Source organism: Arthrobacter sp. D3-16, from assembly GCF_054408515.1.
Window position 1 is genome coordinate 2,176,329 of record NZ_CP096437.1, and the last position, 24,618, is coordinate 2,200,946.

Here is a 24,618-nt window from a genome sequence, read left to right on the forward strand (position 1 = left end):
CGTTATCCGACGGACCCTTCCATCTGCAGTTCAATCAGGCGGTTCAGCTCAAGTGCATACTCCATGGGGAGCTCGCGGGCGATGGGCTCGATGAAGCCGCGGACGATCATCGCCATGGCTTCGTCTTCGCGCATGCCGCGGGACATCAGGTAGAAGAGCTGTTCTTCGCTGACCCGGGAAACAGTTGCCTCGTGGCCCATGACAACGTCGTCCTCGCGGATGTCGATGTACGGGTAGGTGTCCGAGCGGCTGATGGTGTCAACCAGCAGCGCGTCACAGCGGACGGTGTTGGCCGAGTGCTTGGCGCCTTCGCGGACCTGCACCAGGCCGCGGTACGCTGCACGGCCGCCGCCGCGGGCCACCGACTTGGAAATGATGGAGCTCTTGGTGTTCGGCGCGATGTGCACCATCTTGGAACCGGTGTCCTGGTGCTGGCCCTCGCCGGCGAAAGCGATGGACAGGGTTTCGCCCTTGGCGTGCTCACCCACGAGGTAAACGGCCGGGTACTTCATGGTGACCTTTGAGCCGATGTTGCCGTCGACCCATTCCATGGTGGCGCCCTCTTCGCAGATGGCACGCTTGGTCACCAGGTTGTACACGTTGTTGGACCAGTTCTGGATGGTGGTGTACCGGACGCGGGCGCCCTTCTTCACAATGATTTCCACCACGGCGGAGTGCAGGGAATCCGAGGTGTAGATCGGAGCCGTGCAGCCTTCGATGTAGTGGACGTAGGAGTCCTCGTCCGCGATGATCAGGGTCCGCTCGAACTGGCCCATGTTCTCGGTGTTGATGCGGAAGTATGCCTGCAGCGGGATGTCCACGTGGACGCCCTTGGGGACGTACACGAAGGAGCCGCCGGACCAAACAGAGGTGTTCAGCGACGCGAACTTGTTATCGCCAACGGGGATCACGGTGCCGAAGTATTCCTGGAAGATCTCCGGGTGTTCCTTCAGGGCAGTATCGGTGTCCAGGAAGATAACGCCCTGCCGCTCAAGGTCCTCACGCAGCTGGTGGTAAACAACCTCGGACTCGTACTGGGCGGCGACACCGGAAACCAGGCGCTGCTTTTCGGCCTCGGGGATGCCCAGCTTGTCGTAGGTGTTCTTGATGTCCTCGGGCAGGTCTTCCCAGGTGGCAGCCTGCTTCTCGGTGGAGCGGACGAAGTACTTGATGTTGTCGAAGTCGATGCCGGACAGGTCCGCACCCCAGGTGGGCATGGGCTTGCGGTCGAAGTACTTCAGGCCCTTGAGGCGCAGGTCGAGCATCCACTGGGGTTCGCTCTTCTTGGCCGAAATGTCCCGGACCACTTCTTCGTTGAGCCCACGGCGTGCGTTGGCGCCGACGTCGTTTTTGTCAGCCCATCCGTACTCGTAGTTGCCGATGCCGTGCAGCTCGGGATTCTTTTCCAGAATCTCCGAGATCACAGTGTTTTCGGCTACCGCTTTCTCTGATAGTTGGTCCGTCATCACGGCCTTTCTTGCTGATGGTTGTTTACTTCATTCAGGCTGGCGGGGGCTGCTGTGGGCTTTATGGGCCCCTGGGCAGACAGCCGGCCTGTGGGTATGTGGGTGGTGCAGACGTGCCCGCCGCGGGCCAGTGTGGACAGTCGGCGTACGTCCACGCCCACCAGCCTCGAGAACACTTCGGTCTCCACGTCGCAAAACACGGGGAAGCGGGCGGCGAGCTGTTGGATGGGGCAGTGGCCCTGGCACAGCTGCACGCTGGAGAGGGCCGCCGGGAGCGGTGGCTTGGCTTCGATGGAGGCTGCCGAGGCCACGAAGTTGTCACGGTTCAGGGCATCGGCCAGGGCCTTGGCGCGCTCGGTGATGTCCGGTCCCGCTTTGTTGATCTCCGGGGCGTACCGGCGTTCCATCTCTTCGAAGCGCTCGACGGCGAAGGCCCGCACAGCGTCCGGCCCGGCAACTTTCTGGAGCTGCTGGAGCGCAAGTGCGGCAATATCCAGGTAGTCGTTGCCGAGGCTCGACTGGCCCTGGGAGCTGAGGACGTAGCGCCGTGCGGGACGGCCTGCCCCGGCGCCGGACTTTGCCACGCGCTTGACTTCAATAACGCCTGCCCGGGATAAATGGTCCAGGTGCCGCCGCACCGCCGCCGGAGTGAATCCCAGCAAATCGCCGAGTTCAGCGGCGCTGACGGGTCCGTGTTCCAGGACTGCCGAGAGGACGCGGTCCCGGGTGCGCTCATCGGCGTCAGCCACCGGACCGGCGGCCAGGGGGCCACGGTCTGCGGGAGCCTGTGAGGCCCCGTGCCCGGCAAAGGGCACAGCAGTAGCATTGCTCATGGAATACACAACACAATCATGTCGTAATTTAGTCCCCCGCTCCAGTAAGGGCAGGCTGGCCTGAGCTGCCCGGCTTCGGAGTTTTGTCCATGTTCACTGGCCTGGCCACGTCGAAGCATGCGTATCTGGACAAAAACCGGTGGAGGTCCGTCCTTGCGCACGCGAAGGACGTCGGAAAATACTACATCCCGTAGAATATTCGGGTGCGATCCCCCCAATCCCCGGTTCTGTCCATCAGCGGGCTAGTTAAGGATGTAGGCCCGCTTGCAAGCCTGGACGGAAAAATGCTCCGGGTGGTGAGTGGGGTCTCCCTTGTCGCTGAACGCGGTCAGGTCACGGCCCTCTTGGGCGCCAACGGTGCCGGAAAAACCACCACCCTTGAATGCGCCCAGGGCCTGCAAAAGCGGAGCGGCGGCACCATCTCCCTGCTGGGCGAGGACCCCGCCACGGCAGGGGCGGGACTGCGCTCACGGGTTGGCGTGATGCTCCAGGACGGCGGGCTTCCGCCGTCGTCCAGGCCTGTTCCCCTGCTGCGGCACATTGCCGGGCTCTACGCACGGCCCTGGCCCGTGGATGACCTGATAGAACGGCTGGGCATCGCCGCCTTCAGCCGGACCACGGTCCGCCGGCTCTCCGGCGGGCAGAAGCAGCGCCTGGCCCTCGCCGCTGCGCTGATCGGCCGGCCGGAAGTCCTCTTCCTTGACGAACCAAGCGCCGGACTGGACCCGCAGTCGCGGCAGCTGGTGTTCGACCTTATTGCCGAACTGCGCGACGCGGGGATGGGCATCGTCCTCACCACGCACCTGATGGACGACGCCCAGCGCCTGGCCGACTATGTTTACATCATCGACGGCGGCCGGAACGTGGCCGAGGGGACTGTCCAGGAACTGCTTCAGCGCAACCCCGCGGTGGAAACGGGGGCCGAACACATTAGAACCCTGGAGTTCGAGGCGGATCCGGGGTTGGATTTTGCCGGGCTTCTTCCGGAGGGCATCAACGTCTCCGAGAACCGCGCCGGTAGCTACTCCGTCACGGGCAGCCTGACACCGGGGCACCTGGCAGCACTGGCCCGGTGGTGGGAGTCGCACGACATCATGCCCGCTTCGATGAGCCTGCAGGCGCGTAGCCTTGAAGACGTCTTTCTGGATATTTCAGGAAAGGACATCCGATGAACGGAACAGCTTCGGAGGCTGCCGGCGATGCTTTGGACCATCCGTCAGTCACCGGCCTGGGCGGCGTTTCCGGCCGGCAGGAGCCTGCCTCGCTGCTGCGCCGCGTTCTGCTGCAGGGCAAGTACGAGGCGTTGGCCATGGTGCGGAACGGCGAACAGCTGATCCTGGCAGTAGTGCTGCCGCTGCTGGCGCTTGTCGGCCTGACCGTGACTCCGTTCCTGGACGGACTCGGGGGCAGCCGGATCGATGTGGCCGTGCCCGGGATCCTGGCCTTGTGCGCCATGTCTACCGCTTTCACCGGGCAGGGCATCGCCACCGGGTTTGACCGGCGTTACGGTGTGCTCCGTTTCCTTTCCACCACTCCCCTGGGACGCGGCGGGTTGATCGCCGGGAAAGCACTGTCGGTCCTGGCAGTCCTTTGCCTGCAGGTGGTGGTGGTCAGTGCGGTTGCCCTGTCATTGGGATGGCAACCGCAGGCAGCCGGCTGGGTTTCCGGCCTGTTCCTCCTGGCACTGGGCGCCGCCGCCTTTACGGCCTTGGGCCTGCTGGTGGCCGGCACCGTCCGGCCTGAAGCCACGCTGGCCATCACCAACCTGCTCTGGATCCTGCTGGGCGCCTTGGGCGGGATTGTCATCCCCGCGGAACGCCTGCCTGCCGGTGCCCAGGCAATGGTGGAGTTCCTGCCCTCCGGCGCGCTGGGCGAGTCCCTGCGCCAGGCTTTCCTCGACGGCACGCTCCATGGCGGCGCCACCCTCATCCTGCTGCTTTGGACGGTCATTGCCGGGGCAGCAGCCATCCGTTGGTTCAAGTGGAATTGAGATATCCGTGAGCACCGCTGCACGCCTCCCCCAGTTTGTTAACCGCCTGTCGTCCCGGCTGCCCCGCACGGTGGACCTCCGGGTCCGCCGCCTGGCCGTTGCCTCCCTGATCGGCCAGACCCTTCTGGTGGTTACCGGCGGTGCGGTGCGGCTGACGGCCTCCGGCCTGGGCTGCCCTACCTGGCCGCGCTGCACGGACACCTCACTGGTGAACACCCCGGAAATGGGTATCCACGGGTTTATCGAATTCGGCAACCGGCTCCTCACCTTCGCCCTAGCCGCCGTCGCCGCCCTGATGCTGGTGTACCTGTGGAACCTCCGCAAGGAGCGCCGGGACCTTTTCCTGCTGGCACTCGGGCTGCTGGCCAGCATCCCGGCCCAGGCTGTGATCGGCGGCATCACTGTCCTGACAAACCTCAACCCCTGGGTGGTGGGCCTGCACTTTCTGGTGTCCATGGCACTGGTGGTCTTCGCCACGCTGCTGGTGAACCGGGCATTTGGCCGTACAGGCCGGTTCCGGACCGTCTCCCACCCCGCCCTGCCGGGCATCATGCGTCCGGTGACGGCCGCCGTCGCGCTCTTCTCCGCGCTGGCCGTGATGCTCGGCGTGGTGGTGACCGGCGCCGGTCCGCACGCTGGCGACGCCGACGCTCCCCGGAACGGGCTGGACTGGGACCTGTTCTCCCATATCCATGCCGTTCCCGCCTACCTCATCACCGCTGGAACCTTGGTGGCACTCGCGCTGGTGTTCCTGCGCCGGATCAAGGGGTCCTTCCGCACCGCAGTCCTGGGACTGCTCGGCGTGACACTCCTTCAGGCCGTCATCGGCTTCACCCAGTACTACAACGGCATTCCCGCGCTGCTGGTGGCCGCCCATATGCTGGGTGCCGCTTTGCTGATGGTCGCTGCAACGAACGCCTGGGACATCGCCCGGTCCAGCCCGGTGGAGTAGTTCCGCCCGCTTCCCAATCTGCAATGCCAAGCGCCCCGGTTCCTTCCGAACCGGGGCGCCCTTTTGCTTGCCTGCAGATGCGACGCTCTCGCACTTACTGCAGGAAATTAGCCCACGCTCTCGCACTTTGAACTGGTCCCCGTTAGTTGGACTGGCTAAATGGGATTCTAGGCTGCAAGGGTCTGGGCCCGGTATTGCGCCGGGCTCAGGCCCTTGAGCTTTGTGGAGATTCTTTTGTTGTTGTACCAGTGGATGTATTCCTCTATTGCAGCTGCCAGTGCATCGGTGTTGAGGAATCGGACGCGGTGGAAGAGTTCTTCCTTCAGGTGGCCGAAGAAGTTCTCCATGACGGCGTTGTCGTAGCAATTGCCCTTGCGGGACATGGATTGGACCCCGCCGGCGTTCTCGATGAGGGTGCGCCAGGAGGCATGGCGGTATTGGAAACCTTGGTCCGAGTGCACCAGCGGCTGCTGACCCGGCTGCAGGCAGGTCAGGGCCTCACGCAGTGAATCGTTGGTGAGCGCCAGGTTCGGGGACAAGCCCAGCGAGTAAGAAATGATCTGCCGGTCGAAGAGGTCCATGACCGGTGAGAGGTAAAGCTTCCGGTCACCGACGCGAAACTCCGTCACGTCGGTTACCCACTTCTGGTTCGGTGCATCAGCCTCGAATTCCCGCTTCAGCACGTTGGGCGCTACCGCGCCCTGGTCGCCCTGGTAGGAGTTGTAGCGCTTCCTGCGCCGGACCTTGCAGGCCAACCCGAGTGCCTGCATCAGCTTCAGCACGGTCTTCTTCGCGACCGTCCACCCTTGCTTGAGTAGCTCCGTATGGACCCGCCGATGCCCGTACCGGCCATGGTTCATTTCGAAGATCTCCGTGACCGCCGCTTTGAGCTTCTCTTTCGGATCGGGCCCATGGAGCCGGAGCTGGTGATAGAAGAACGTGGATCGGGCCAGCCCGGCGACGTCCAAACAGGACACCAAGCGGATAGTCAGCCTTGAGGGCAACGACGGCCTGAACCTTACCGTCGTCCCTGTTCCCTCAAGGCCCGCAGTTTTCCCAGGTACGCCACCTGGGCGCGCAGCCGCTCGTTCTCCCGCCGCAACCGCTCAAGCTCGGGCAGTTCCGCTGGCGGCAGGGCATCAGGTTTCCGCGGTCTGCCTTTGGGCTTTGGCCGCAACCCGTCCTCACCCTCCAGACGATACGCCCGGACCCACTTTTGCAGCAGCTCACGGGAGGCCAAACCAGCCTCCACTGCCAGATCCGGACCGGGCTTGCCCGCGAGGAACCGCTGCACCAAGGCCAGCTTGAACTCGAAAGAGTATGACTTCACCGGCCTGCTCACCAGCACTCCTTGCCCATGAATCCTCCACCGCCCATACAGTGCCCTGACCGGCACCCAAGGCGCATCCAGCAACCGAGCCACCGCCCGATACCCGATACCCTCTCAAACAACGCTACAGCCGCCTCACGCTGCGCCTCAGATAATGAACTACTTGCACGCATAAAACTGCTCCCCGGAAGTCGGAACTGAATTTCTCAGTCCAACTTCCGGGGAGCAGTTCACTTACAACCAGCCTGACGTAGAGGGCCTTTTCTTAAACCCTCCTGCAGTCTCCGGGACACAAGAAAAGCCCTTCCTCACCTTATGAACTGGTCATCAGGTGAGGGAGGGCTTAAGAGGTGAAAGAGGATCACACCAAACCTTGCAAAAAGTGAGAGAGCGTCGCAGGAAAACCTGCAGAAAGTGAGAGAGCGTGCGGCCCTTAGCCCGCCATGACGGCAGGGCCAATGAACGGATCAACCGCCAGTGCGATGAACAGCAGGGTCAGGTAACTGATGGAGCCGTGGAAGACCTTCATGGCCCGCTTGTCGGAGATGTCCTCTCGCTGGGCCCGGTTGTACAGCGAGTGCGACTCGTAGAGGAACCAGGCCCCGGCCAGCACAGCCGTAGCCGTGTAGACCCAGCCGGCACCGCCGGCTGGAACCATCAGCAGGGAGCAGGCAACCATCGCCCACGCGTACAGGACTACCTGCACGGCGACCACTTTGGCACCCGCGATTGCCCCCAGCATAGGGACCTTGGCGTTCCGGTAGTCCTCGCCGTAACGCATGGACAGGGGCCAATAGTGCGGCGGCGTCCAGAGGAAGATCACCATAAAGAGGATGACCGCGGGCCATTCCACCGAGTTGGTCACAGCCGCCCAGGCGATCAGTACCGGGAAGCATCCTGCAGCACCGCCCCACACGATATTCTGCGCGGTGCGGCGCTTGAGGATGATCGTGTAGATCACCACATAGAAGAAGATGGCGCCCAGCCCCAGCCAGGCGGACAGCGGATTGGCGCCGAACCAGAGGATGGCTATGGCGGCCGCGCCCAGGAGCCAGGAGAAGACCAGCGCTTCACGCGGGGTGACTTCACCGGTGACCAGCGGGCGGTTCTCGGTGCGGTGCATCAGCTTGTCGATGTCGCGGTCAATGTAGCAGTTAAACGCTCCGGCACTGCCGGCGGCGAAGGCGCCGCCAACCAGCGTGGCGAGGATGAGCCCGATCGAGGGGAAGCCCCGCTCCGCATAGATCATGGTGGGCAGCGTGCTCACCAGCAGCAGCTCAATCACGCGGGGCTTGGTGAGGGCGAGATACGCCTTTGCCTTGCGGGCAATCCCGGCGCTTGTTGCCCGGGACGCGTTCAGCGGCGTATCTGTTGTGCTCACGGTGGCAGTCACCCGTTCTGTTGGCAGTTCTGTCTGGCTGTCCAGCTGTGTCATGCGGCCCGCCCGTCCGGCGCCTGCGGAACATATTCACTGATCCGCCCCGCAACCGGGAGCTGCGGGAACTCAGAAAAGGTCCGCCACCCGGCGTTGGCCTCCAAATATCATACCGTGCCGGTCCCCTCCCAACTGCCCGTCATTTGGTGCTGATGATCGCTCGCGCATCGATTCGAGCAGATTAACTCAGCCTCACTGCAGACGGATTCATATAAGCCGAAATTGCGTCCAAAAGGTGAGATTTCAGCCGCCCGCACAGTGGAATAGAGCTAAGCTGTCACCAGATCAGCACGCAGCAAGGAAGCAGTGGAAAACGCATTCCCGGGCTGGCCAGTGGCTGAGTGAAAGATCAACGTTTCGATGGTGAACGGCTGGTACACACCGCAGCGGGCGCCACACAGCGTGCCTCTAAACGGATCCCGTGTGCCATCTGCCATCAGCACAGAGAGGGGCCCGGTTTTCGTGCCACATTTGGAAGAGCAAGAACTGTCTTGGACCAGCCTGGACGAGCGCGCGGTGGATACCATCCGCGTGCTCGCAGCAGATGCGGTGGAGAAGGTGGGCAACGGCCACCCCGGAACGGCCATGAGCCTGGCGCCGGCTGCGTACCTGCTTTTCCAGAAGCTGATGCGGCACGATCCGCGGAATCCTGACTGGCTGGGCCGTGACCGCTTTGTCCTGTCCCCGGGCCACACTTCGCTCACCCTGTACATCCAGCTGTTCCTTTCCGGTTACGGCCTGGAACTGAAGGACCTTCAGGCGCTACGGACGTGGGGTTCGCTGACCCCGGGCCACCCGGAGTACAAGCACACTGCCGGCGTCGAGATCACCACCGGCCCGCTGGGCCAGGGCCTGGCGTCCTCGGTCGGCTTCGCGTATTCCCAGCGCCGGATGCGTGGCCTGTTCGATGCGGACGCCGCCCCGGGCACCAGCCCGTTCGACCACACCATTTGGGTTATTGCGTCCGACGGCGACCTCCAGGAAGGCGTCACGGCTGAGGCTTCCTCGCTGGCCGGCCACCAGGAACTGGGCAACCTCGTCGTTGTGTACGACGAGAACCACATCTCCATCGAGGACGACACCGACATCGCGTTCACCGAGGATGTCCTGAAGCGCTACGAAGCCTACGGCTGGCACGTCCAGCGCGTGGACTGGACCAAGACCGGCGAATACAAGGAAGACGTCCAGGAGCTCTACTCGGCGCTCCTCGCTGCCAAGGCTGAGACGTCCAAGCCCTCCATCGTGTCGCTGCGCACCATCATCGGCTACCCGGCGCCCAAGAAGCAGAACACGGGCAAGATCCACGGTTCGGCCCTTGGTGCAGAGGAAGTCGCAGCACTGAAGGAGGTCCTGGGCTTTGACCCGGCGAAGTCCTTTGACGTGGACCAGGACGTCCTGGCCCACGCCCGCGCCGTCGTGGACCGCGGTGCTGCCGCCCGCAAGGAATGGGAAGAGTCCTTCAACGCCTGGCAGGCGGCCAACCCCGAAGGCGCGGCCCTGCTGCAGCGCATCGAGGCCAAGGAACTGCCCACCGATGTTGACGCGGCCCTTCCGGTCTTCCCCGCCGGCAAGGACGTATCCACCCGTGCCGCCTCCGGCAAGGTTCTGAACGCCCTGGGCCCGGTCCTGCCCGAACTGTGGGGCGGTTCCGCCGACCTTGCAGAGTCGAACAACACCACCATCGAGGGCTCGCCGTCGTTCGTTCCGGCGTCGAAGCAGACCGACGCGTGGAAGGGCAACCCGTACGGCCGGGTCCTGCACTTCGGGATCCGCGAGCACGCCGCAGCCTCGATCGTGAACGGCATCAGCCTGCACGGCCGGACCCGCGCGTTCTCCGGCACGTTCCTGATCTTCAGCGATTACCAGCGCCCGGCCATCCGCCTCGGCGCGCTGATGGGTGTCCCGTCGCTGTACGTCTGGACGCACGACTCCATCGGCCTGGGCGAGGACGGACCCACCCACCAGCCGGTGGAACAGCTCGCCTCGCTGCGCGCCATCGTGGGCCTGGACGTGGTCCGCCCCGGTGACGCCAACGAAGTAGCCGTGGCCTGGAAGACGATGCTGGAAAACCACTCCAACCCGGCCGGCATCGTCCTGACCCGCCAGAACATCCCCACCTGGGAACGCGGCGAAGGAGCGGCCGACGGCGACACGTTCGGTTCCGTTGCCGGCGTCGCCAAGGGCGGCTACGTGCTGGCCGAAGCGTCAAAGGACGGCGCCACCGTCCCGGCTGACGTGATCCTGATCGGTACCGGCTCGGAGGTCCAGCTGGCCGTCCAGGCCCGCGAAGCCCTGCAGGCCGAAGGCATCGCCGCCCGTGTTGTGTCCATGCCCTGCGTTGAGTGGTTCACCAAGCAGGACGCCGCCTACCGCGAGTCAGTGCTCCCCGCAGCCGTCAAGGCCCGTGTGTCCGTTGAAGCAGGGCTGGCCCTGGGCTGGAAGGAATTCGTCGGCGACGCCGGCCGTTCCATCAGCCTCGAGCACTACGGCGCTTCCGCCGACTACAAGCGCCTCTTCCAGGAGTTCGGCATCACCGCAGAAGCAGTTGCTGCGGCCGCCAAGGACTCCCTCGCAGGCCTCCAGGCCTAACCAACGATTTCCTAGGAGATACAAAACAATGACTACTCCCACCCAGCAGCTCTCCGACGCCGGAGTTTCCATCTGGCTCGATGACCTCTCCCGCGGACGCCTGGACACCGGCACCCTGGCCAAGCTGATCGAAGAGAAGAACGTGGTTGGTGTGACCACCAACCCGTCGATCTTCCACGCCGCGATCACCTCAGGCACCGACTACGATGCCACGATCGCCAAGCAGGCAGCAGCCGGCGCGTCCGTCGAAGACACCATCTTCGAGATCACCACCACCGACGTCGCCGACGCCTGCGACCTGTTCGCCCCCGTGGCAGCAGCAACCAACGGCGTCGACGGGCGCGTGTCCATCGAGGTTGACCCGCGCCTGGCCTGGGACACGGCAGGCACCATCGCTGAAGCCAAGCACCTGTACAAGAGGGTCAACAAGGACAACGTCCTGATCAAGATCCCGGCCACCCTCGAGGGCCTCGAAGCGATCACCGCCACCCTGGCCGAGGGCATCAGCGTGAACGTGACCCTGATCTTCTCCCTGGAGCGCTACCGCGCCGTCATCAACGCCTTCCAGTCCGGCCTGGAGCAGGCCAAGGAAAACGGCCACGACCTCTCGAAGATCCACTCGGTGGCCTCGTTCTTCGTCTCCCGCGTGGACTCCGAGATCGACAAGCGCCTCGACGCCCTGGGCACCGAAGAGGCCAAGGCACTCAAGGGCAAGGCCGGCCTGGCCAACGCCCGCCTGGCCTACCAGGTCTACGAAGAGCTCTTCGCCACCGAGCGCTGGGCCCTGCTGGCTGAAGCCGGCGCACTCCCCCAGCGTCCCCTGTGGGCTTCCACCGGCGTGAAGGATCCGGCCTACCCGGACACCCTTTACGTCACCGAGCTCGTCGCCCCCGGCGTGGTGAACACCATGCCGGAAAAGACCCTGGACGCCACTTTTGACCACGGCGTCATTACCGGCGACACCGTGACCGGCACCTACACCGAAGCCAACAACACCCTGGACGCGCTCGAAAAGCTCGGCATCTCCTACAACGACGTCGTGGCGATCCTCGAATCCGAAGGCCTGGACAAGTTCGTGGCCAGCTGGAAGGAACTGCTCGGCGACGTTGAGGGCGCCCTCGCCTCTGCACGGAAGGCTTCCTAACCAACAATGAGCACACTCAGCTACGAAGCCACAGGTGCCGCACAGCAGGCACTGGAACAGCACCTCCCCGCCCTGGTGGAGGACCGCATCGCCACCCGGATCTTCGCAAAGGACCACACCCTGTGGGGTCCCGACGCCGAAGCAGAGTCTGCCATCCGCCTCGGCTGGGTTGAGGCGGCCACCGTCTCCCAGCCGCTGGTGAAAGAGATCCTGGAACTCCGCGACGCCCTCCGCGCCGAAGGCGTCACCCGCATCGTGCTGTGCGGCATGGGCGGGTCCTCGCTGGCTCCAGAAGTCATCGCGGGCACCGCCGGCGTCGAGCTGACTGTGTTGGACAGCACGGACCCGGACCAGGTCCGTGCTGCCCTGACGGACCGGCTGGCGGAGACCGCCATCGTGGTCTCCTCCAAGTCCGGATCCACCGTTGAAACGGATTCGCAGCGACGGGTCTTCGAGAAGGCGTTCAACGACGCCGGCATCGAGGCCACCAGCCGCATCATCATCGTCACGGATCCGGGCTCCCCGCTGGACAAGGCCTCCCGTGAAGCCGGCTACCGGGCCGTCTTCAACGCGGACCCCAACGTCGGCGGCCGTTTCTCCGCGCTCACCGCGTTCGGCCTGGTGCCCTCGGGCCTGGCCGGCGTGGACATCCAGGCCTTCCTGGATGAGGCCGAGGAAGCAGCCGAGGTCCTGAACGAGGACGCACCCGAGAACATCGGCCTTGCGCTCGGAACAGCGCTGGGCGGAACCAGCCCGCTGCGCAACAAGATCGTCATTGCCGAGGACGGTTCGGGCATTGTGGGCTTCGCTGACTGGGCCGAGCAGCTCATCGCCGAATCCACGGGCAAGCTGGGCACCGGCGTCCTCCCGGTCGTCGCTGGACCCTCCTCGCCCGAGGTAACCTCCGGGGCAGAGGACGTGCTGGTGGTCCGGCTGGTAGCCCCGGAGGCCGACGTCGAACTCGGTGAAAACGAAGTTGCCATCGCCGGTGGGCTGCCCACCCAGATGATGGTCTGGGAGTTCGCCACGGCTGTCGCCGGACGCCTGCTGGGGATCAACCCGTTCGACCAGCCCGACGTTGAGGCGGCAAAGGTGGCGGCACGCGGCCTGCTGGACGCGCAGCCGGAACCTACCCCCGCGGCTTTCGTTGACGGCGCGGTCGAGGTCCGCGGCGGCGACTGGCTGAATGGTGCGTCAACGGCCGAAGAAGCCGTGCGCGCCTTGCTGGAAACCCTGCAGCCGGACAGCTACCTGAGTGTCCAGGCCTACTTCGACCGGCTTGCGTTTGCGCAGCTCGAGGGCATCCGCGATGAGCTGGCTGCTGTTTCGGGGCGCCCGGTCACGTTTGGCTGGGGTCCCCGGTTCCTGCACTCCACGGGGCAGTTCCACAAGGGCGGCCCCGCCATCGGTGTGTTCCTCCAGGTCACGGCTGCCTCGGCCGAGGATCTTTCCATCCCGGACCGTCCCTTCACGTTCGGGGAACTGATTGCCGCGCAGGCCGCCGGTGACGCCCAGGTCCTGAGTGAGCACGGCCGTCCCGTGCTTCGCCTGCACCTGACCGACCGGGCTGCCGGTGTGGCACAGTTGCAGGACATCATTGCTGCGCTGTCCGCCAGGTCAGCCTCCGTTACTGAAAGCTAAGGCACAGAAGCAACATGCCAGAAACTGAATACGGCAGGACGTCCGGGGCGGCGCGCCCCGGAAAGCCGCTGCGTAATCCGTTGCGGGATCCCCGTGACCGCCGCCTCAACCGGATCGCCGGTCCGTCGTCGCTGGTGCTCTTCGGAGTTACCGGTGACCTTGCCCGGAAGAAACTCATGCCGGCCGTGTACGACCTGGCCAATCGCGGGCTGCTGCCGCCGAGCTTTGCGCTGGTGGGTTTTGGGCGCCGGGAGTGGACTGATGAGGATTTCGCCGGTCAGGTGAAGGCCTCGGTGCAGGCCTACGCGCGCACGCCGTTTGACGAGGCGGTGTGGAACCAGCTGTCCGAGGGCATCCGTTTTGTCCAGGGTGAGTTCGACGACGACGGCGCGTTCGAGCGGCTTGGCGAGACCATCAAGGAACTCGACGATGTCCGCGGCACCCGGGGGAACCACGCGTTCTACCTCTCGATCCCGCCGAAGGCGTTTGAGCAGGTCTGCCGCCAGCTGTCCAAGCACGGCCTGGCGCAGGCTGAGGGTGAGAAGTGGCGCCGCGTGGTGATCGAGAAGCCGTTCGGGCATGACCTTGAGTCGGCCCGGAAGCTGAACGACATTGTGGAGTCGGTGTTCCCCGCGGACGCGGTGTTCCGGATCGACCACTACCTGGGCAAGGAAACGGTCCAGAACATCCTGGCGTTGCGGTTCGCGAACCAGCTGTTCGAGCCGTTGTGGAACGCGAACTATGTGGACCATGTCCAGATCACCATGGCCGAGGACATCGGCACTGGTGGCCGGGCAGGGTATTACGACGGCGTGGGCGCGGCCCGTGACGTGATCCAGAACCACCTGCTGCAGCTTCTGGCGCTGACCGCGATGGAGGAACCCATTTCCTTTAACGCCGATGACCTGCGCGCGGAGAAGGAAAAGGTCCTCGCCGCCGTCAAGCTCCCGGATGACCTGTCCACGCACTCGGCCCGCGGCCAGTTCACCGGCGGCTGGCAGGGCGGCGAGCAAGTCCAGGGCTACCTGGAGGAAGAGGGCATCCCGGCCGATTCCACCACCGAAACGTTCGCCGCGATCCGGGTGGACATCCATACCCGCCGCTGGTCCGGTGTGCCGTTCTACCTGCGGGCCGGCAAGCGCCTGGGCCGGCGCGTGACCGAGATCGCGGTGGTGTTCAAGCGTGCACCGAACCTGTTGTTCCGTGACCACGGCGAGGATGACTTCGGCCAGAACGCCGTAGTGATCCGGGTCCAGCCGGACGAGGGCGTGACCATCCGGTTCGGGTCCAAGGTCCCGGGCACGCAGATGGAAGTCCGCGACGTGACCATGGACTTCGGCTACGGCCACTCGTTCACGGAGTCGTCCCCGGAGGCATACGAGCGGCTGATCCTGGACGTGCTCCTGGGAGAGCCGCCGCTGTTCCCGCGGCACGAGGAAGTGGAACTGTCCTGGAAGATCCTTGACCCGTTCGAGGAGTACTGGGCCACCCTGGATGAACAGCCCGAGCCCTACGCCCCGGGCTCCTGGGGCCCGGCCAGCGCTGATGAGCTGCTGGCCCGCGACGGACGAACCTGGAGAAGGCCATGATTGTAGACCTGCCGGACACCACCACCTCGAACGTTTCCAAAAAGCTGATGGCCCTGCGCGAGCAGGGCGGCGTGATCGCCCTGGGCCGGGTGCTCACCCTGGTGGTGGTCACCAAATCCGGGCTCGAGGAAGAAGCGATCGAGGCCGCGAACGAGGCCAGTCGCGAACACCCCTGCCGGATCATCGTCCTGGCCGATGCCGGCAAGAACGCCCCGGACCGGCTGGACGCGCAGATCCGCGTGGGCGGGGACGCCGGTGCCTCGGAAGTGATCGTGCTGCGCGGCTACGGCCAGCTCGCCCACGAAAGCGAATCCCTCGTGGCCGCGCTGCTGCTCCCGGACGCACCCATTGTGGCCTGGTGGCCGCACGGCGCGCCGGAAAGTGCCTGCGAAACGTCCATCGGCCGCATCGCCCACCGCAGAATCACCGACTCCGCCAACGAACCGGACCCCCAGGCGGCGCTGGAGAACATCCACGCCACCTACCGGGCCGGGGACACAGACCTCGCCTGGACCCGCCTCACGAACTGGCGGATCCAGCTCGCCGCAGTCCTGGACCAGGTGGACTCCTCGCCGGTGACCGCCGTCGCGGTTGAAGGTGCCTCGGACTCCCCGAGCACAATCCTCCTCGCGGCCTGGCTCACCCTCACCCTGGACGCACCGGTGACCATCGTGGCGGACCCGGCCGGGACCGGCATCCGCCGCGTCCGCCTCACGCGCCCCGGCGGTGACGTCCAGCTCTTCCGCCCCGGACTGTCCGTGGCCGAGCTGACCCAGCCGGGACAGCCTGCCCAGCGGATCTCGCTTCCGCGCCGCAGTCTCCGCGACTGCCTCGCAGAGGAGCTGCGCCGCCTGGACCCGGACGAAGTGTTCGGCGAAGTGATTACTATGGGACTGCCACGTACCAATCTAAGGAGCGTCCGACCCAGTGAGCGTTGAGCCAAGAGTAAGCATTCATCCTGATTCGTCCGTGCTGATGGCGGCCATTGCGGCCCGCCTGATCACCAAGCTTGTTGATGTCCAGGACAAATACGGTGAAGCTACCGTGGTCCTGACCGGCGGCACGGTGGGTATCGGTACGCTCAAGGCTGTTGCTGACTCTCCGGCGGCGCCCGCCGTCGACTGGTCCAAGGTTAACTTCTGGTGGGGAGATGAGCGCTTCGTTTCCTCGGATGATGCCGACCGGAACACGAAGCAGGCGTACGAGGCCTTGCTCTCCCATATTCCGGTGGATCCGGAGCGGATTCATGAACCGGGGTCATCGGACCAGTTCGCCACTCCGGAAGAGGCGGCCGAGGACTACGCCCGCAGACTGCGGGACGCTGCCGCTTCCGAGCACGCTGCGGATATGTCCGACGACCGGCCGGAACAGCCGGCCGCACTCCCCCGCCTGGACGTTGTCCTGCTGGGTGTAGGACCGGATGCGCATGTGGCGTCACTGTTTCCGGAGCAGGCCGGAATCCGGGAAAAGGAGCGGACGGTGGTGGGTGTGCGGAATTCGCCCAAGCCGCCTCCGCTGCGCGTTTCCCTGACCCTGCCTGCCATCAACACGGCGTCGGAAGTGTGGATGGTTGTTGCGGGCGAGGACAAGGCCGGCGCGGTGGGGCTGGCACTGGCCGGCGCGAACCCTGTACAGGTACCGGCCGCGGGTCCGCGGGGAACGTCGCGGACCCTCTGGCTCATCGATGAAAATGCGGCGTCACGCGTCCCCCAGCAGCTCGTCCGGAAGGACGCTGCGGGCGCGTAGTTTTTCCAGCGCCCCAGCCAGGAGGTCTTCGGCGTCCTGGCTGGAGCGCCGCTCTTTAACGTATTCCAAATGGCTCTTGTAGCCATCGTCCGCCGCGTCAGCCTCGGCAGCGGCCATGCCATCCCTCGCGGCCATGGACCCGCACCGCCGGCAGTCCCACACGGCAGGAAGCTGGTCGTCAGGAAGTTTGAGGAAGACCAGCTGCGTTTCATGTCCCTTCGCGCACCAGAACGAAATCCGGACGCGCGGGAGCGTTTTGCCGTGGTCCTCGTCTGCCTTAAGGCTTGGTCCTGATCCTGCCGTTACACCCGCGCGGGTGCCCCGGAAACCTGACGTTGGATGTACCATCGGGGCTCCTGCCTCTTAAACAGAACTGTGGCTGCCGGAAACCGACAGCCACAGTTTAGTTCGCAGATCTCCGCCACGGGAGTGCCCCACGCGGATCCTCCTGGCAGTGGTTTAGGAGTCGCCGCTGCCGGTGAACCGCATAATCAGCCCCAGGGCGATGATCACGATGCCCCACGTAACGCCGAGGATGACCGTGAACCGGTTGAGGTTTCGTTCGGCCACGCCGGAGGAGCTCAGACCGGAACTCATGCCGCCACCGAACATGTCGGACAGTCCGCCGCCCCGTCCCTTATGGAGGAGGATGAGCAACGTCAGCAGGAGGCTGGTGATGCCAAGGAGGATCTGCAGAATGACATGAAGAACGTCCACGACGGCCTTTCAGAAAGTTGGAATTGCGGGAGTATGCGCGGCGGGACGGACTAGTCCGTCACCAAGTGACTCTCGAACCTGACAATATTAGCAAACTCGGCCGGATCAAGGCTTGCGCCACCCACCAACAGGCCGTCCACGTCGCGTTCCTTCAGGATCGCGGCAGCATTGTTGGCCTTGACGGAGCCGCCGTACAGCAGGCGGGTCTTCACGGCGACGTCGGCGCCGAACAGGGACTCGAGCTCGGCGCGGATGGCGGCGCACATTTCCTGGGCGTCACCAGGCCCCGCTACTTCGCCGGTGCCGATGGCCCAGACTGGCTCGTAGGCCACCACAAGCTCGCCGGCCTGCTCCGGGGTAAGACCTTCGACACCAGCACGGAGCTGGGCGACTGTGTGGTCCACGTGGGTGCCGGCCTGGCGGATTTCCAGCCCTTCACCGACGCAGAGCACGGGAACCAGGCTGTGCTTGAAGGCGGCCTTGACCTTGGCGTTGAGCACGTCGTCGGACTCATTGTGGATGGTCCGGCGTTCGCTGTGTCCCACCAGGACGTACTTGCAGCCCAGCTTGTTTAGGAATTGGCCGGAGATGTCGCCGGTGTAGGCACCGGAGTCGAACTGCGAGAGGTCCTGGCCGCCGTAGGCAACGTCCAGGTCGTCACCCTGGACCAGGGTCTGCACGCCGCGGAGGTCGGTGAACGGCGGGAAGACGGCAACCTCAACCCGGCTGTAGTCGTGCTTGGCGTCGGAGAGGGTCCACGCGAGTTTCTGCAGGAGGGTGATGCCCTGCACGTGGTCCATGTTCATTTTCCAGTTGCCCGCGATGAAGGGCTTACGGTCGAAGGCGCCGTTCGTTGAGGTTGTCACATGTTCTCCCTAAGTCTTGATAACTGTTCGGCCGGCAGGCTGCCGCTGGGCAACCTGCCGGCCGGAGGATTGAAGGAAAGGATACTGCTGCCGGTGGTGCTGCTACCGGTCCAGGACGCTGAGCCCCGGGAGTTCCTTGCCTTCGAGGTATTCCAGGCTGGCGCCGCCACCGGTGGAAATGTGCCCGAACTGGTCGTCAGCGAAACCGAGGGTGCGGACGGCGGCTGCTGAATCCCCGCCTCCCACCACGGTGAACGCCCCGGTGTCGGTCAGGGACTGTGCGATGGCACGGGTGCCGGCAGCGAAAGCTTCGAATTCGAAGACACCCATGGGGCCGTTCCAGAAGACAGTCCTGGCACCCTTGATCCTGTCGGCAAACGCAGCGGCCGAGTCCGGACCGATGTCCAGGCCGATGCCGTTGGCACCGAAGCGGCTGTCCTCGATGGCGTCGGCCGGCACGGTTTCGTGGGCCGCGTCGGCAGCGAACTTCTCCGCCACGACCACATCCGTGGGCACTACGAACTCAGTGCCGGCGTCTGCTGCCCGCTTCAGGTAGTCCTGAACTACGGGGATCTGGTCCTCCTCCAGCAGGCTGGAGGCGACCTTGTGTCCGGATGCGGCGAGGAACGTGAACAGCATGCCGCCGCCCACCAGGATGGTGTCCGCCTTGCCGAGTAGGTTGTCGATGACTGCGAGCTTGTCCGAGACCTTGGAACCGCCGAGCACCACCACGTAGGGGCGCTGGGTGTCTGCGGTCAGCTTGCGGAGCACCTCCACCTCCGTGTGCACGAGGTCGCCGAGGTAGGACGGGAGCCGGGTGGCGACGTCGTAGACGCTGGCGTGCTTGCGGTGCACGGCACCGAAGGCGTCATCGACGTATGCACCGTTGTCGCCGGTCAGGGCCACCAGCTCGTCAGCGAAGGCGCCGCGCTCGGCGTCGTCCTTGCTGGTTTCGCGGGCGTCGAACCGGACGTTCTCCAAAACCAGCACTTCGCCCTCCTGCAGGGAGGCTGCAGCTTCCTTGGCGGAGCTGCCTACCGTGTCCTCGGCGAGGGAGACCTTGAAGCCTGCCAGCTCGGCCAGGCGGTCCACGGCGGGGCGAAGGGAGTACTTTTCCTCCGGAGCGCCCTTGGGGCGTCCGAGGTGGGCTGTTACCAGCACGCGGGCACCGGCGTCCGTGAGCTTTGACAGCACTGGAAGTGAGGCCTTAATGCGGCCGTCGTCAGTAACTGTAGAGCCGTCGAGCGGCACATTCAGGTCGCTTCGAACCAGAATGTACCGCCCGCGGACACCTTCAGCGATGAGTTCGTTGAGGGTGTGAAGTGTCATGTGTCTAACCCTAGCCCAGCTTGGCTGCCACAAGCTCCGTAAGGTCGACGAGGCGGTTGGAGTAGCCCCATTCGTTGTCATACCAGGAAACAACCTTGACCTGGTTGCCGATCACCTTGGTGAGGCCGGAGTCAAAGATCGAAGAGGCAGGATCGCCAACGATGTCGGAGGAGACAATCGGCTCGTCCGTGTAGGTCAGGAAGCCCTGCAGGTCCTCGGACTCAGCTGCGCGCTTGAGTGCGGCGTTGACTTCCTCCACGGTGGTCTCACGGGAGACGGTGACGGTGAGGTCGGTGGCGGAACCCGTGGGAACGGGGACGCGGATGGCGTAGCCGTCCAGCTTGCCCTTGAGCTCCGGCAGGACCAGGCCGATTGCCTTGGCTGCACCGGTGGAGGTGGGCACCATGTTGACGGCGGCGGCGCGGGCGCGGCGGAGGTCCTTGTGCGGGCCGTCCTGCAGGTTCTGGTCCGCAGTGTAGGCGTGGACGGTGGTCATGAGGCCGCGCTCGATGCCGAACTCGTCGTTGACCACCTTGGCCAGCGGGCCCAGGCAGTTGGTGGTGCAGGATGCGTTGGAAATGATGTGGTGGGTGGCGTTGTCGTACAGCTTGTGGTTCACGCCCATCACAATGGTGATGTCCTCATCCGAGGCGGGGGCGGAAATCAGGACCTTCTTGGCGCCGGCGTCGATGTGCTTCTGAGCATCGGCGGCCTTGGTGAAGAAGCCGGTGGATTCGATGACGATGTCCACTCCCAGCTCTCCCCAGGGAAGGTTTGCGGGATCGCGCTCTGCCAGGACCTTGACGACGTTGCCGTTGACGACGATGTTGCCGTCCTTGACCTCGATGGTTTCCTTCAGGCGGCCGCCGACGGAGTCGTACTTGAACAGGTGGGCCAGGGCCTCCGGGCTGGTGAGGTCGTTGACTGCAACGATCTCCAGGTCCGCGCCCTGTGCGAGTGCTGCGCGGAAGTAGTTGCGGCCAATACGGCCAAAGCCGTTGATACCAATACGGGTCGTCACTTTTTCAGTCTCCTTGGTGCTTTCAGAAGCACAACTAGTTGAGCGGGCGTTCAAGCCAACTAACAGATCCCGCACGCCATTGGGCAGAGATGATTTACAGACGGAGGGCGACCAGCCTCATTGCTGAAGGCTAACCGCCTTCCGTGACCTATCTTACGTTTAACTGGGTCCGCCCCCGCAAGTGCGGGGGCGGACGGTCCACATTCCGGGAGGTTTACCCCCTAAATGTGAACTTTGTTACATACGTGTGAAGCGCGGGTCACTACGGAAGGGTGATGAGTCCCGTGGCGTTCGTACGTGCAGCCTCAAAGCGCTTGGCGACGTCGGCCCAGTTCACGATGTTCCAGAATGCCTTGACGTAATCGGCCTTGACATTGACGTAGTCCAGGTAGAAGGCGTGCTCCCACATGTCCAGCATCAGCAGCGGGGTGGTGCCCAGTGCGGTGTTGCCCTGCTGGTCGTACAGCTGCTCGATGACCAGGTTTCCACCGATCGGCTCGTACGCCAGGAAACCCCAGCCCGAACCCTGCAGGCCGAGTGCGGCTGCGGAGAACTGGGCGCGGAAGGCGTCGAAGGAGCCGAACGCGTCGTCGATGGCCGCTGCCAGTTCACCCTCGGGCTTGTCGCCGCCGTCCGGAGACAGGTTGTTCCAGAACACAGAGTGGTTGACGTGGCCACCGGTGTGGAACGCAAGGTCCTTGGACAGGCGGTTGATGTTGGCGAAATCGCCCTTCTCGCGCGCCTCGGCCAGCTGGGCCAGGGCGTTGTTGGCTCCGGCAACGTAGGTTGCGTGGTGCTTGCTGTGGTGCAGCTCCATGATGCGCGCTGAGATGTGCGGCTCCAGGGCAGCGTAATCGTAGCTGAGTTCGGGCAGAACGTACTCGGTCACAAAATCCTCCAATATCGTGGACAGTCAGTCCGGTTGGTAACTCTCGGATTGTGCATCCGGGCGTCTGGCACCCGGAATCTTTTTGATTCTAGGGGGCTGTTACTCGTCCAGCATTTCAGGCGTCACATTGGCATCCGTCCCCGGGATGCCCAGGTCCTGCGCACGTTTATCCGCCATGGCCAGCAGGCGGCGGATCCTTCCGGCAATGGCATCCTTGGTCATCACCGGATCGGCAAGGCGGCCCAGTTCGTCCAGGCTGGCCTGCTTGTGCGCCACCCGGAGTTCGCCGGCGTACTTCAGGTGCTCCGGGACGTCGTCGCCCAGAATCTCCAATGCCCGGTCCACGCGGGCCCCTGCCGCCACAGCCGCCTGGGCCGAGCGGCGCAGGTTGGCATCGTCAAAGTTGGCAAGCCGGTTGGCGGTGGCCCGTACTTCCTTGCGCATCCGGCGTTCCTCCCAGACCATCAGCGCATCATGGGCGCCCATGCGGGTGAGGAGGGCGGCGATGGTGTCGCCGTCGCGGATCACCACCCGGTCCACTCCCCGCACTTCGCGGGCTTTCGCCTGGATGTCCAGGCGGCGGGCAGCACCTACCAGTGCCAGCGCCGATTCCGGTCCCGGGCAGGTGACCTCCAGTGAGGAGGACCGTCCAGGTTCGGTGAGGGAGCCATGGACCAGGAAGGCACCGCGCCATACGGCTTCGGCGTCTGCTGCGGAACCGTTGACGACGGCGGAGGGCAGCCCCCGCACCGGACGGCCGCGGCCGTCGAGGAGGCCGGTCTGGCGGGCCAGTGCCTCGCCGTCGCGCACTACCCGGACGACATAACGGCTGGCGCGCCGCAGTCCCCCGGCCGAAACCACGATGATTTCGCTCTGGTGCCCATAGACTTCCGCGATGGCAGCGCGGAGGCGGCGGGCGGTGGAGGCCAGGTCCACTTCGGCCTCGATCACGATCCGGCCGGAGATGATGTGGAGCCCGCCGGCAAAGCGGAGCATGGCGGAGACTTCCGCCTTGCGGACTGATGACTTCTTGATGTCCAGACGGGACAGTTCTTCCTTGACTGATGCTGTCAGTGCCATGGCACCTTCCTAACTGTTCCCAAAAATGTCGTTGTACGCCGTGGCCAGACGCAGGGGGTCATGGACGGGTCGGCGGCCCGACGCCCCTACTTTACCCAAGACCACCTCGGCGCCGATCATCGCGGCGGCCTTCTCGAACTCCTGCCGGTCGGGAACTGAGGCGGGGTCTGCCAGGACGACATCGACGTTGAATTCGGGCGCGTAGCGCCGCAGGACGTGCAGGTGATCGGCCGCCGTCATGCCGGATGTTTCCTTGGTGTCCGTGGCCAGGTTCATGGTCAGGCAGCGCTTGGCGGGGGTATGGCACAATGCCTGCCGCATCTCAGGGAGCAGCAGGTGCGGCAGCACAGAGGTGTACCAGGACCCCGGGCCCAGGATCACCCAGTCCGCGAGCTCGATGGCGCTCAATGCTTCTGCGCAGGCGGGCGCTGCCTCCGGCAGGAGTCGCACCTGCTCCAGTGAGCCCGCCACGGCGCAGCGTGCCTGTCCCCGGATGGTCTCCAGTTGCCAGGTACCGTCGGGAGCGGTGACCCGGACGTCGCCCTCGATGGTGAGCGGCTCCGTGGACATGGGCAGGACCTGGCCGCGGGCGCCCAGCAGCGCCCCCGCCCACCGCAGTCCGGCAACCGCATCGCCCAGCAGCTCCCACAGCGTGACGATCAGCAGGTTGCCCGTGGCATGGTCATCCAGCGAGCCGCCGGGTCCCTTTCCGGGGCGGAAGCGGTGCTGCATCACGTCACGCCAGGTGCGTCCCCAGTCGGTGTCGTCGCACAGGGCGGACAGCGCCATCCGGAGGTCCCCCGGCGGGAGGACGCCATACTCGTCCCGCAGGCGCCCGGAAGAACCGCCGTCGTCCGCTACGGTGACGATCGCAGTGAGCTGCGAGGTGAGCAGCCGCAGTGCCGAGAGCGACGCGGACAGCCCGTGGCCGCCGCCCAGGGCAACAACATTCGGCCCCTTGTCCTGCTGGGCGGCCGCCATCCCGGCAGGCGGAACCAGCGGCAGTGCACCGGTAAAAACCGACATTACTCGCGGCCCAGGTCCCGGTGGGTGGTGGTCACCGTGACGCGCGGGTACTGGGCCAGCTTCTTGGACAGTTCGACGGCGACTGCCACCGAGCGGTGCTTGCCGCCGGTGCAGCCCACGGCGATAGTGGCGTAGTGCTTGTTCTCGCGGCGGTAACCGTCCAGCACCGGTTCCAGTGCCATGACATAGCGGTCCACGAAGTTCTTGACGCCCTCGGCTTCGAGCACGTAGTCGCTGACGTCCTTGTCCAGCCCGGTGTGGGGCCGCAGCTGCGGCACCCAGTGCGGGTTGGGGATGAACCGGACGTCTGCCACGTAGTTTGAGTCCACGGGAAGGCCGTACTTGAAGCCGAAGCTCATAACGTTCAGCCGCAGGGCCACGGGCCCTGTTTCGCTGAAGAGTTCGGTGATGGCGGTGGCGAGGCCGTGGACGTTGTAGCCCGAGGTATCCAGTACGACATCGGAGCTGTCGCGCAGTTCCTGCAGCAGGTCGCGTTCGGCGGCGATGCCGTCGAGGATGCGGCCGCCGCCCTGCAGGGGATGGGGCCGGCGCCCCTGTTCGAACCGCCGGACCAGGACGTCGTCGCTGGCGTCGAGGAAGAGGACGCGGAAGGTCACGCCGCTGGCGGCCAGCGCGCCGAGCGCGGCGCGGATGTCCGCGAACAGGCCCTTGCTGCGGACGTCCACAACCACTGCCAGCCGCGGGATCGACTGGGGCGCGTGGGAGACGAGCTCGGCGAGGGTGCCCAGCATCTGCGGCGGAAGGTTCTCCACGACGTACCAGCCGTGGTCCTCAAGCGCGTCAGCAGCTGTGCTGCGTCCCGCTCCGGACATCCCGGTGACCACCAGCAGTTCCGCTTCGAGCGGCTTGACCGGGAGCATCCCGTCCTCCCCTGCTCCGGATTCCGCCGTTGTGTCTGCCATTAAGTCCGCCCCGTTTCTGCTCGTGGTTTGTGGGCGGGCCGCATCGGCCGAC

Annotated in this window: 23 protein-coding genes; 9 read left to right on the forward strand and 14 right to left on the reverse strand. The window is 65.0% G+C overall.

Annotation, left to right across the window (positions count from 1 at the left end):
* Window positions 1-2: 2 nt before the first annotated feature.
* The gene (sufB, locus tag M1D32_RS10480) at window positions 3-1,466 is read right to left on the reverse strand and encodes a Fe-S cluster assembly protein SufB (RefSeq protein ID WP_458778633.1); all 1,464 of its coding nucleotides are present in this window, start codon (window positions 1,464-1,466) and stop codon (window positions 3-5) included.
* A complete protein-coding gene (locus M1D32_RS10485) occupies window positions 1,466-2,299 on the reverse strand; it encodes a helix-turn-helix transcriptional regulator (protein WP_458778634.1) in 834 nt (277 codons plus the stop codon). Before M1D32_RS10485 ends, sufB begins: the two co-directional genes overlap by 1 nt.
* A 203-nt stretch (window positions 2,300-2,502) precedes the next feature.
* Between M1D32_RS10485 and M1D32_RS10490 the strand changes: the two genes are divergently transcribed.
* The 3 genes from M1D32_RS10490 to M1D32_RS10500 are packed head-to-tail and all read left to right on the forward strand — an operon-like array spanning window position 2,503 to window position 5,241.
* On the forward strand, window positions 2,503-3,471 hold the full coding sequence (locus M1D32_RS10490) for an ABC transporter ATP-binding protein (protein ID WP_458778635.1): 969 nt from the start codon (window positions 2,503-2,505) through the stop codon (window positions 3,469-3,471).
* On the forward strand, window positions 3,468-4,289 hold the full coding sequence (locus tag M1D32_RS10495) for an ABC transporter permease (RefSeq protein WP_458778636.1): 822 nt from the start codon (window positions 3,468-3,470) through the stop codon (window positions 4,287-4,289). Before M1D32_RS10490 ends, M1D32_RS10495 begins: the two co-directional genes overlap by 4 nt.
* A 7-nt stretch (window positions 4,290-4,296) precedes the next feature.
* Window positions 4,297-5,241 carry a COX15/CtaA family protein gene (locus tag M1D32_RS10500; RefSeq protein ID WP_458778637.1) on the forward strand — a complete coding sequence of 315 codons (945 nt, stop codon included), beginning with the start codon at window positions 4,297-4,299 and terminating at the stop codon, window positions 5,239-5,241.
* Between the two features lie 167 nt (window positions 5,242-5,408).
* Here the strand turns inward: M1D32_RS10500 and M1D32_RS10505 are convergent, their stop codons facing one another.
* The 3 genes from M1D32_RS10505 to M1D32_RS10515 all read right to left on the reverse strand — a co-directional run bounded on the left by M1D32_RS10505 (window position 5,409) and on the right by M1D32_RS10515 (window position 7,964).
* Window positions 5,409-6,218: an IS3 family transposase gene (locus M1D32_RS10505; RefSeq protein ID WP_458782098.1), complete on the reverse strand. Its 810-nt coding sequence runs from the start codon at window positions 6,216-6,218 to the stop codon at window positions 5,409-5,411.
* A 41-nt stretch (window positions 6,219-6,259) separates the two neighbouring features.
* The gene (locus M1D32_RS10510; RefSeq protein ID WP_458778638.1) at window positions 6,260-6,583 is read right to left on the reverse strand and encodes a helix-turn-helix domain-containing protein; all 324 of its coding nucleotides are present in this window, start codon (window positions 6,581-6,583) and stop codon (window positions 6,260-6,262) included.
* Between the two features lie 421 nt (window positions 6,584-7,004).
* Window positions 7,005-7,964, reverse strand: a complete 960-nt coding sequence (locus M1D32_RS10515; protein ID WP_458782160.1) for a heme o synthase — start codon at window positions 7,962-7,964, stop codon at window positions 7,005-7,007.
* Between the two features lie 513 nt (window positions 7,965-8,477).
* Between M1D32_RS10515 and tkt the strand changes: the two genes are divergently transcribed.
* Genes tkt through pgl form a run of 6 tightly spaced genes read left to right on the forward strand, consistent with a single transcriptional unit; the run spans window position 8,478 to window position 16,715 of the window.
* Window positions 8,478-10,595 (forward strand): transketolase, encoded by a 2,118-nt coding sequence (gene tkt, locus M1D32_RS10520; protein ID WP_458782161.1) that lies wholly within the window; start codon window positions 8,478-8,480, stop codon window positions 10,593-10,595.
* Between the two features lie 28 nt (window positions 10,596-10,623).
* Window positions 10,624-11,739 carry a transaldolase gene (tal, locus tag M1D32_RS10525; protein WP_458778639.1) on the forward strand — a complete coding sequence of 372 codons (1,116 nt, stop codon included), beginning with the start codon at window positions 10,624-10,626 and terminating at the stop codon, window positions 11,737-11,739.
* 6 nt (window positions 11,740-11,745) lie between these two features.
* Entirely contained in the window at window positions 11,746-13,380 is a 1,635-nt protein-coding gene (locus M1D32_RS10530) for a glucose-6-phosphate isomerase (protein ID WP_458778640.1), read from the forward strand.
* 14 nt (window positions 13,381-13,394) lie between these two features.
* The gene (zwf, locus tag M1D32_RS10535; RefSeq protein ID WP_458778641.1) at window positions 13,395-14,969 is read left to right on the forward strand and encodes a glucose-6-phosphate dehydrogenase; all 1,575 of its coding nucleotides are present in this window, start codon (window positions 13,395-13,397) and stop codon (window positions 14,967-14,969) included.
* Window positions 14,966-15,907 carry a glucose-6-phosphate dehydrogenase assembly protein OpcA gene (locus tag M1D32_RS10540; protein WP_458778642.1) on the forward strand — a complete coding sequence of 314 codons (942 nt, stop codon included), beginning with the start codon at window positions 14,966-14,968 and terminating at the stop codon, window positions 15,905-15,907. Before zwf ends, M1D32_RS10540 begins: the two co-directional genes overlap by 4 nt.
* Before the next feature lie 37 nt (window positions 15,908-15,944).
* Window positions 15,945-16,715 (forward strand): 6-phosphogluconolactonase, encoded by a 771-nt coding sequence (gene pgl / locus M1D32_RS10545; RefSeq protein ID WP_458782162.1) that lies wholly within the window; start codon window positions 15,945-15,947, stop codon window positions 16,713-16,715.
* Here the strand turns inward: pgl and M1D32_RS10550 are convergent.
* The 9 genes from M1D32_RS10550 to rapZ all read right to left on the reverse strand — a co-directional run bounded on the left by M1D32_RS10550 (window position 16,668) and on the right by rapZ (window position 24,566).
* Window positions 16,668-17,063: an RNA polymerase-binding protein RbpA gene (locus M1D32_RS10550; RefSeq protein WP_458778643.1), complete on the reverse strand. Its 396-nt coding sequence runs from the start codon at window positions 17,061-17,063 to the stop codon at window positions 16,668-16,670. The genes pgl and M1D32_RS10550 overlap by 48 nt on opposite strands.
* A 111-nt stretch (window positions 17,064-17,174) precedes the next feature.
* Window positions 17,175-17,432, reverse strand: coding sequence for a preprotein translocase subunit SecG (gene secG, locus M1D32_RS10555; RefSeq protein WP_307095161.1), 258 nt, complete (start codon window positions 17,430-17,432; stop codon window positions 17,175-17,177).
* Between the two features lie 50 nt (window positions 17,433-17,482).
* On the reverse strand, window positions 17,483-18,298 hold the full coding sequence (gene tpiA, locus M1D32_RS10560) for a triose-phosphate isomerase (RefSeq protein ID WP_458778644.1): 816 nt from the start codon (window positions 18,296-18,298) through the stop codon (window positions 17,483-17,485).
* A 102-nt stretch (window positions 18,299-18,400) separates the two neighbouring features.
* Entirely contained in the window at window positions 18,401-19,627 is a 1,227-nt protein-coding gene (locus M1D32_RS10565; protein ID WP_458778645.1) for a phosphoglycerate kinase, read from the reverse strand.
* Between the two features lie 10 nt (window positions 19,628-19,637).
* The gene (gene gap / locus M1D32_RS10570; RefSeq protein ID WP_163163533.1) at window positions 19,638-20,648 is read right to left on the reverse strand and encodes a type I glyceraldehyde-3-phosphate dehydrogenase; all 1,011 of its coding nucleotides are present in this window, start codon (window positions 20,646-20,648) and stop codon (window positions 19,638-19,640) included.
* Window positions 20,649-20,910: 262 nt separating this feature from the next.
* On the reverse strand, window positions 20,911-21,537 hold the full coding sequence (locus M1D32_RS10575) for a superoxide dismutase (protein ID WP_102978081.1): 627 nt from the start codon (window positions 21,535-21,537) through the stop codon (window positions 20,911-20,913).
* A 99-nt stretch (window positions 21,538-21,636) separates the two neighbouring features.
* Window positions 21,637-22,617 (reverse strand): DNA-binding protein WhiA, encoded by a 981-nt coding sequence (whiA, locus tag M1D32_RS10580; protein WP_458778646.1) that lies wholly within the window; start codon window positions 22,615-22,617, stop codon window positions 21,637-21,639.
* Window positions 22,618-22,626: 9 nt separating this feature from the next.
* The gene (locus tag M1D32_RS10585; RefSeq protein WP_458778647.1) at window positions 22,627-23,643 is read right to left on the reverse strand and encodes a gluconeogenesis factor YvcK family protein; all 1,017 of its coding nucleotides are present in this window, start codon (window positions 23,641-23,643) and stop codon (window positions 22,627-22,629) included.
* A complete protein-coding gene (gene rapZ / locus M1D32_RS10590) occupies window positions 23,643-24,566 on the reverse strand; it encodes an RNase adapter RapZ (protein ID WP_458778648.1) in 924 nt (307 codons plus the stop codon). The genes M1D32_RS10585 and rapZ overlap by 1 nt, the downstream gene beginning before the upstream one ends.
* Window positions 24,567-24,618: the final 52 nt, after the last annotated feature.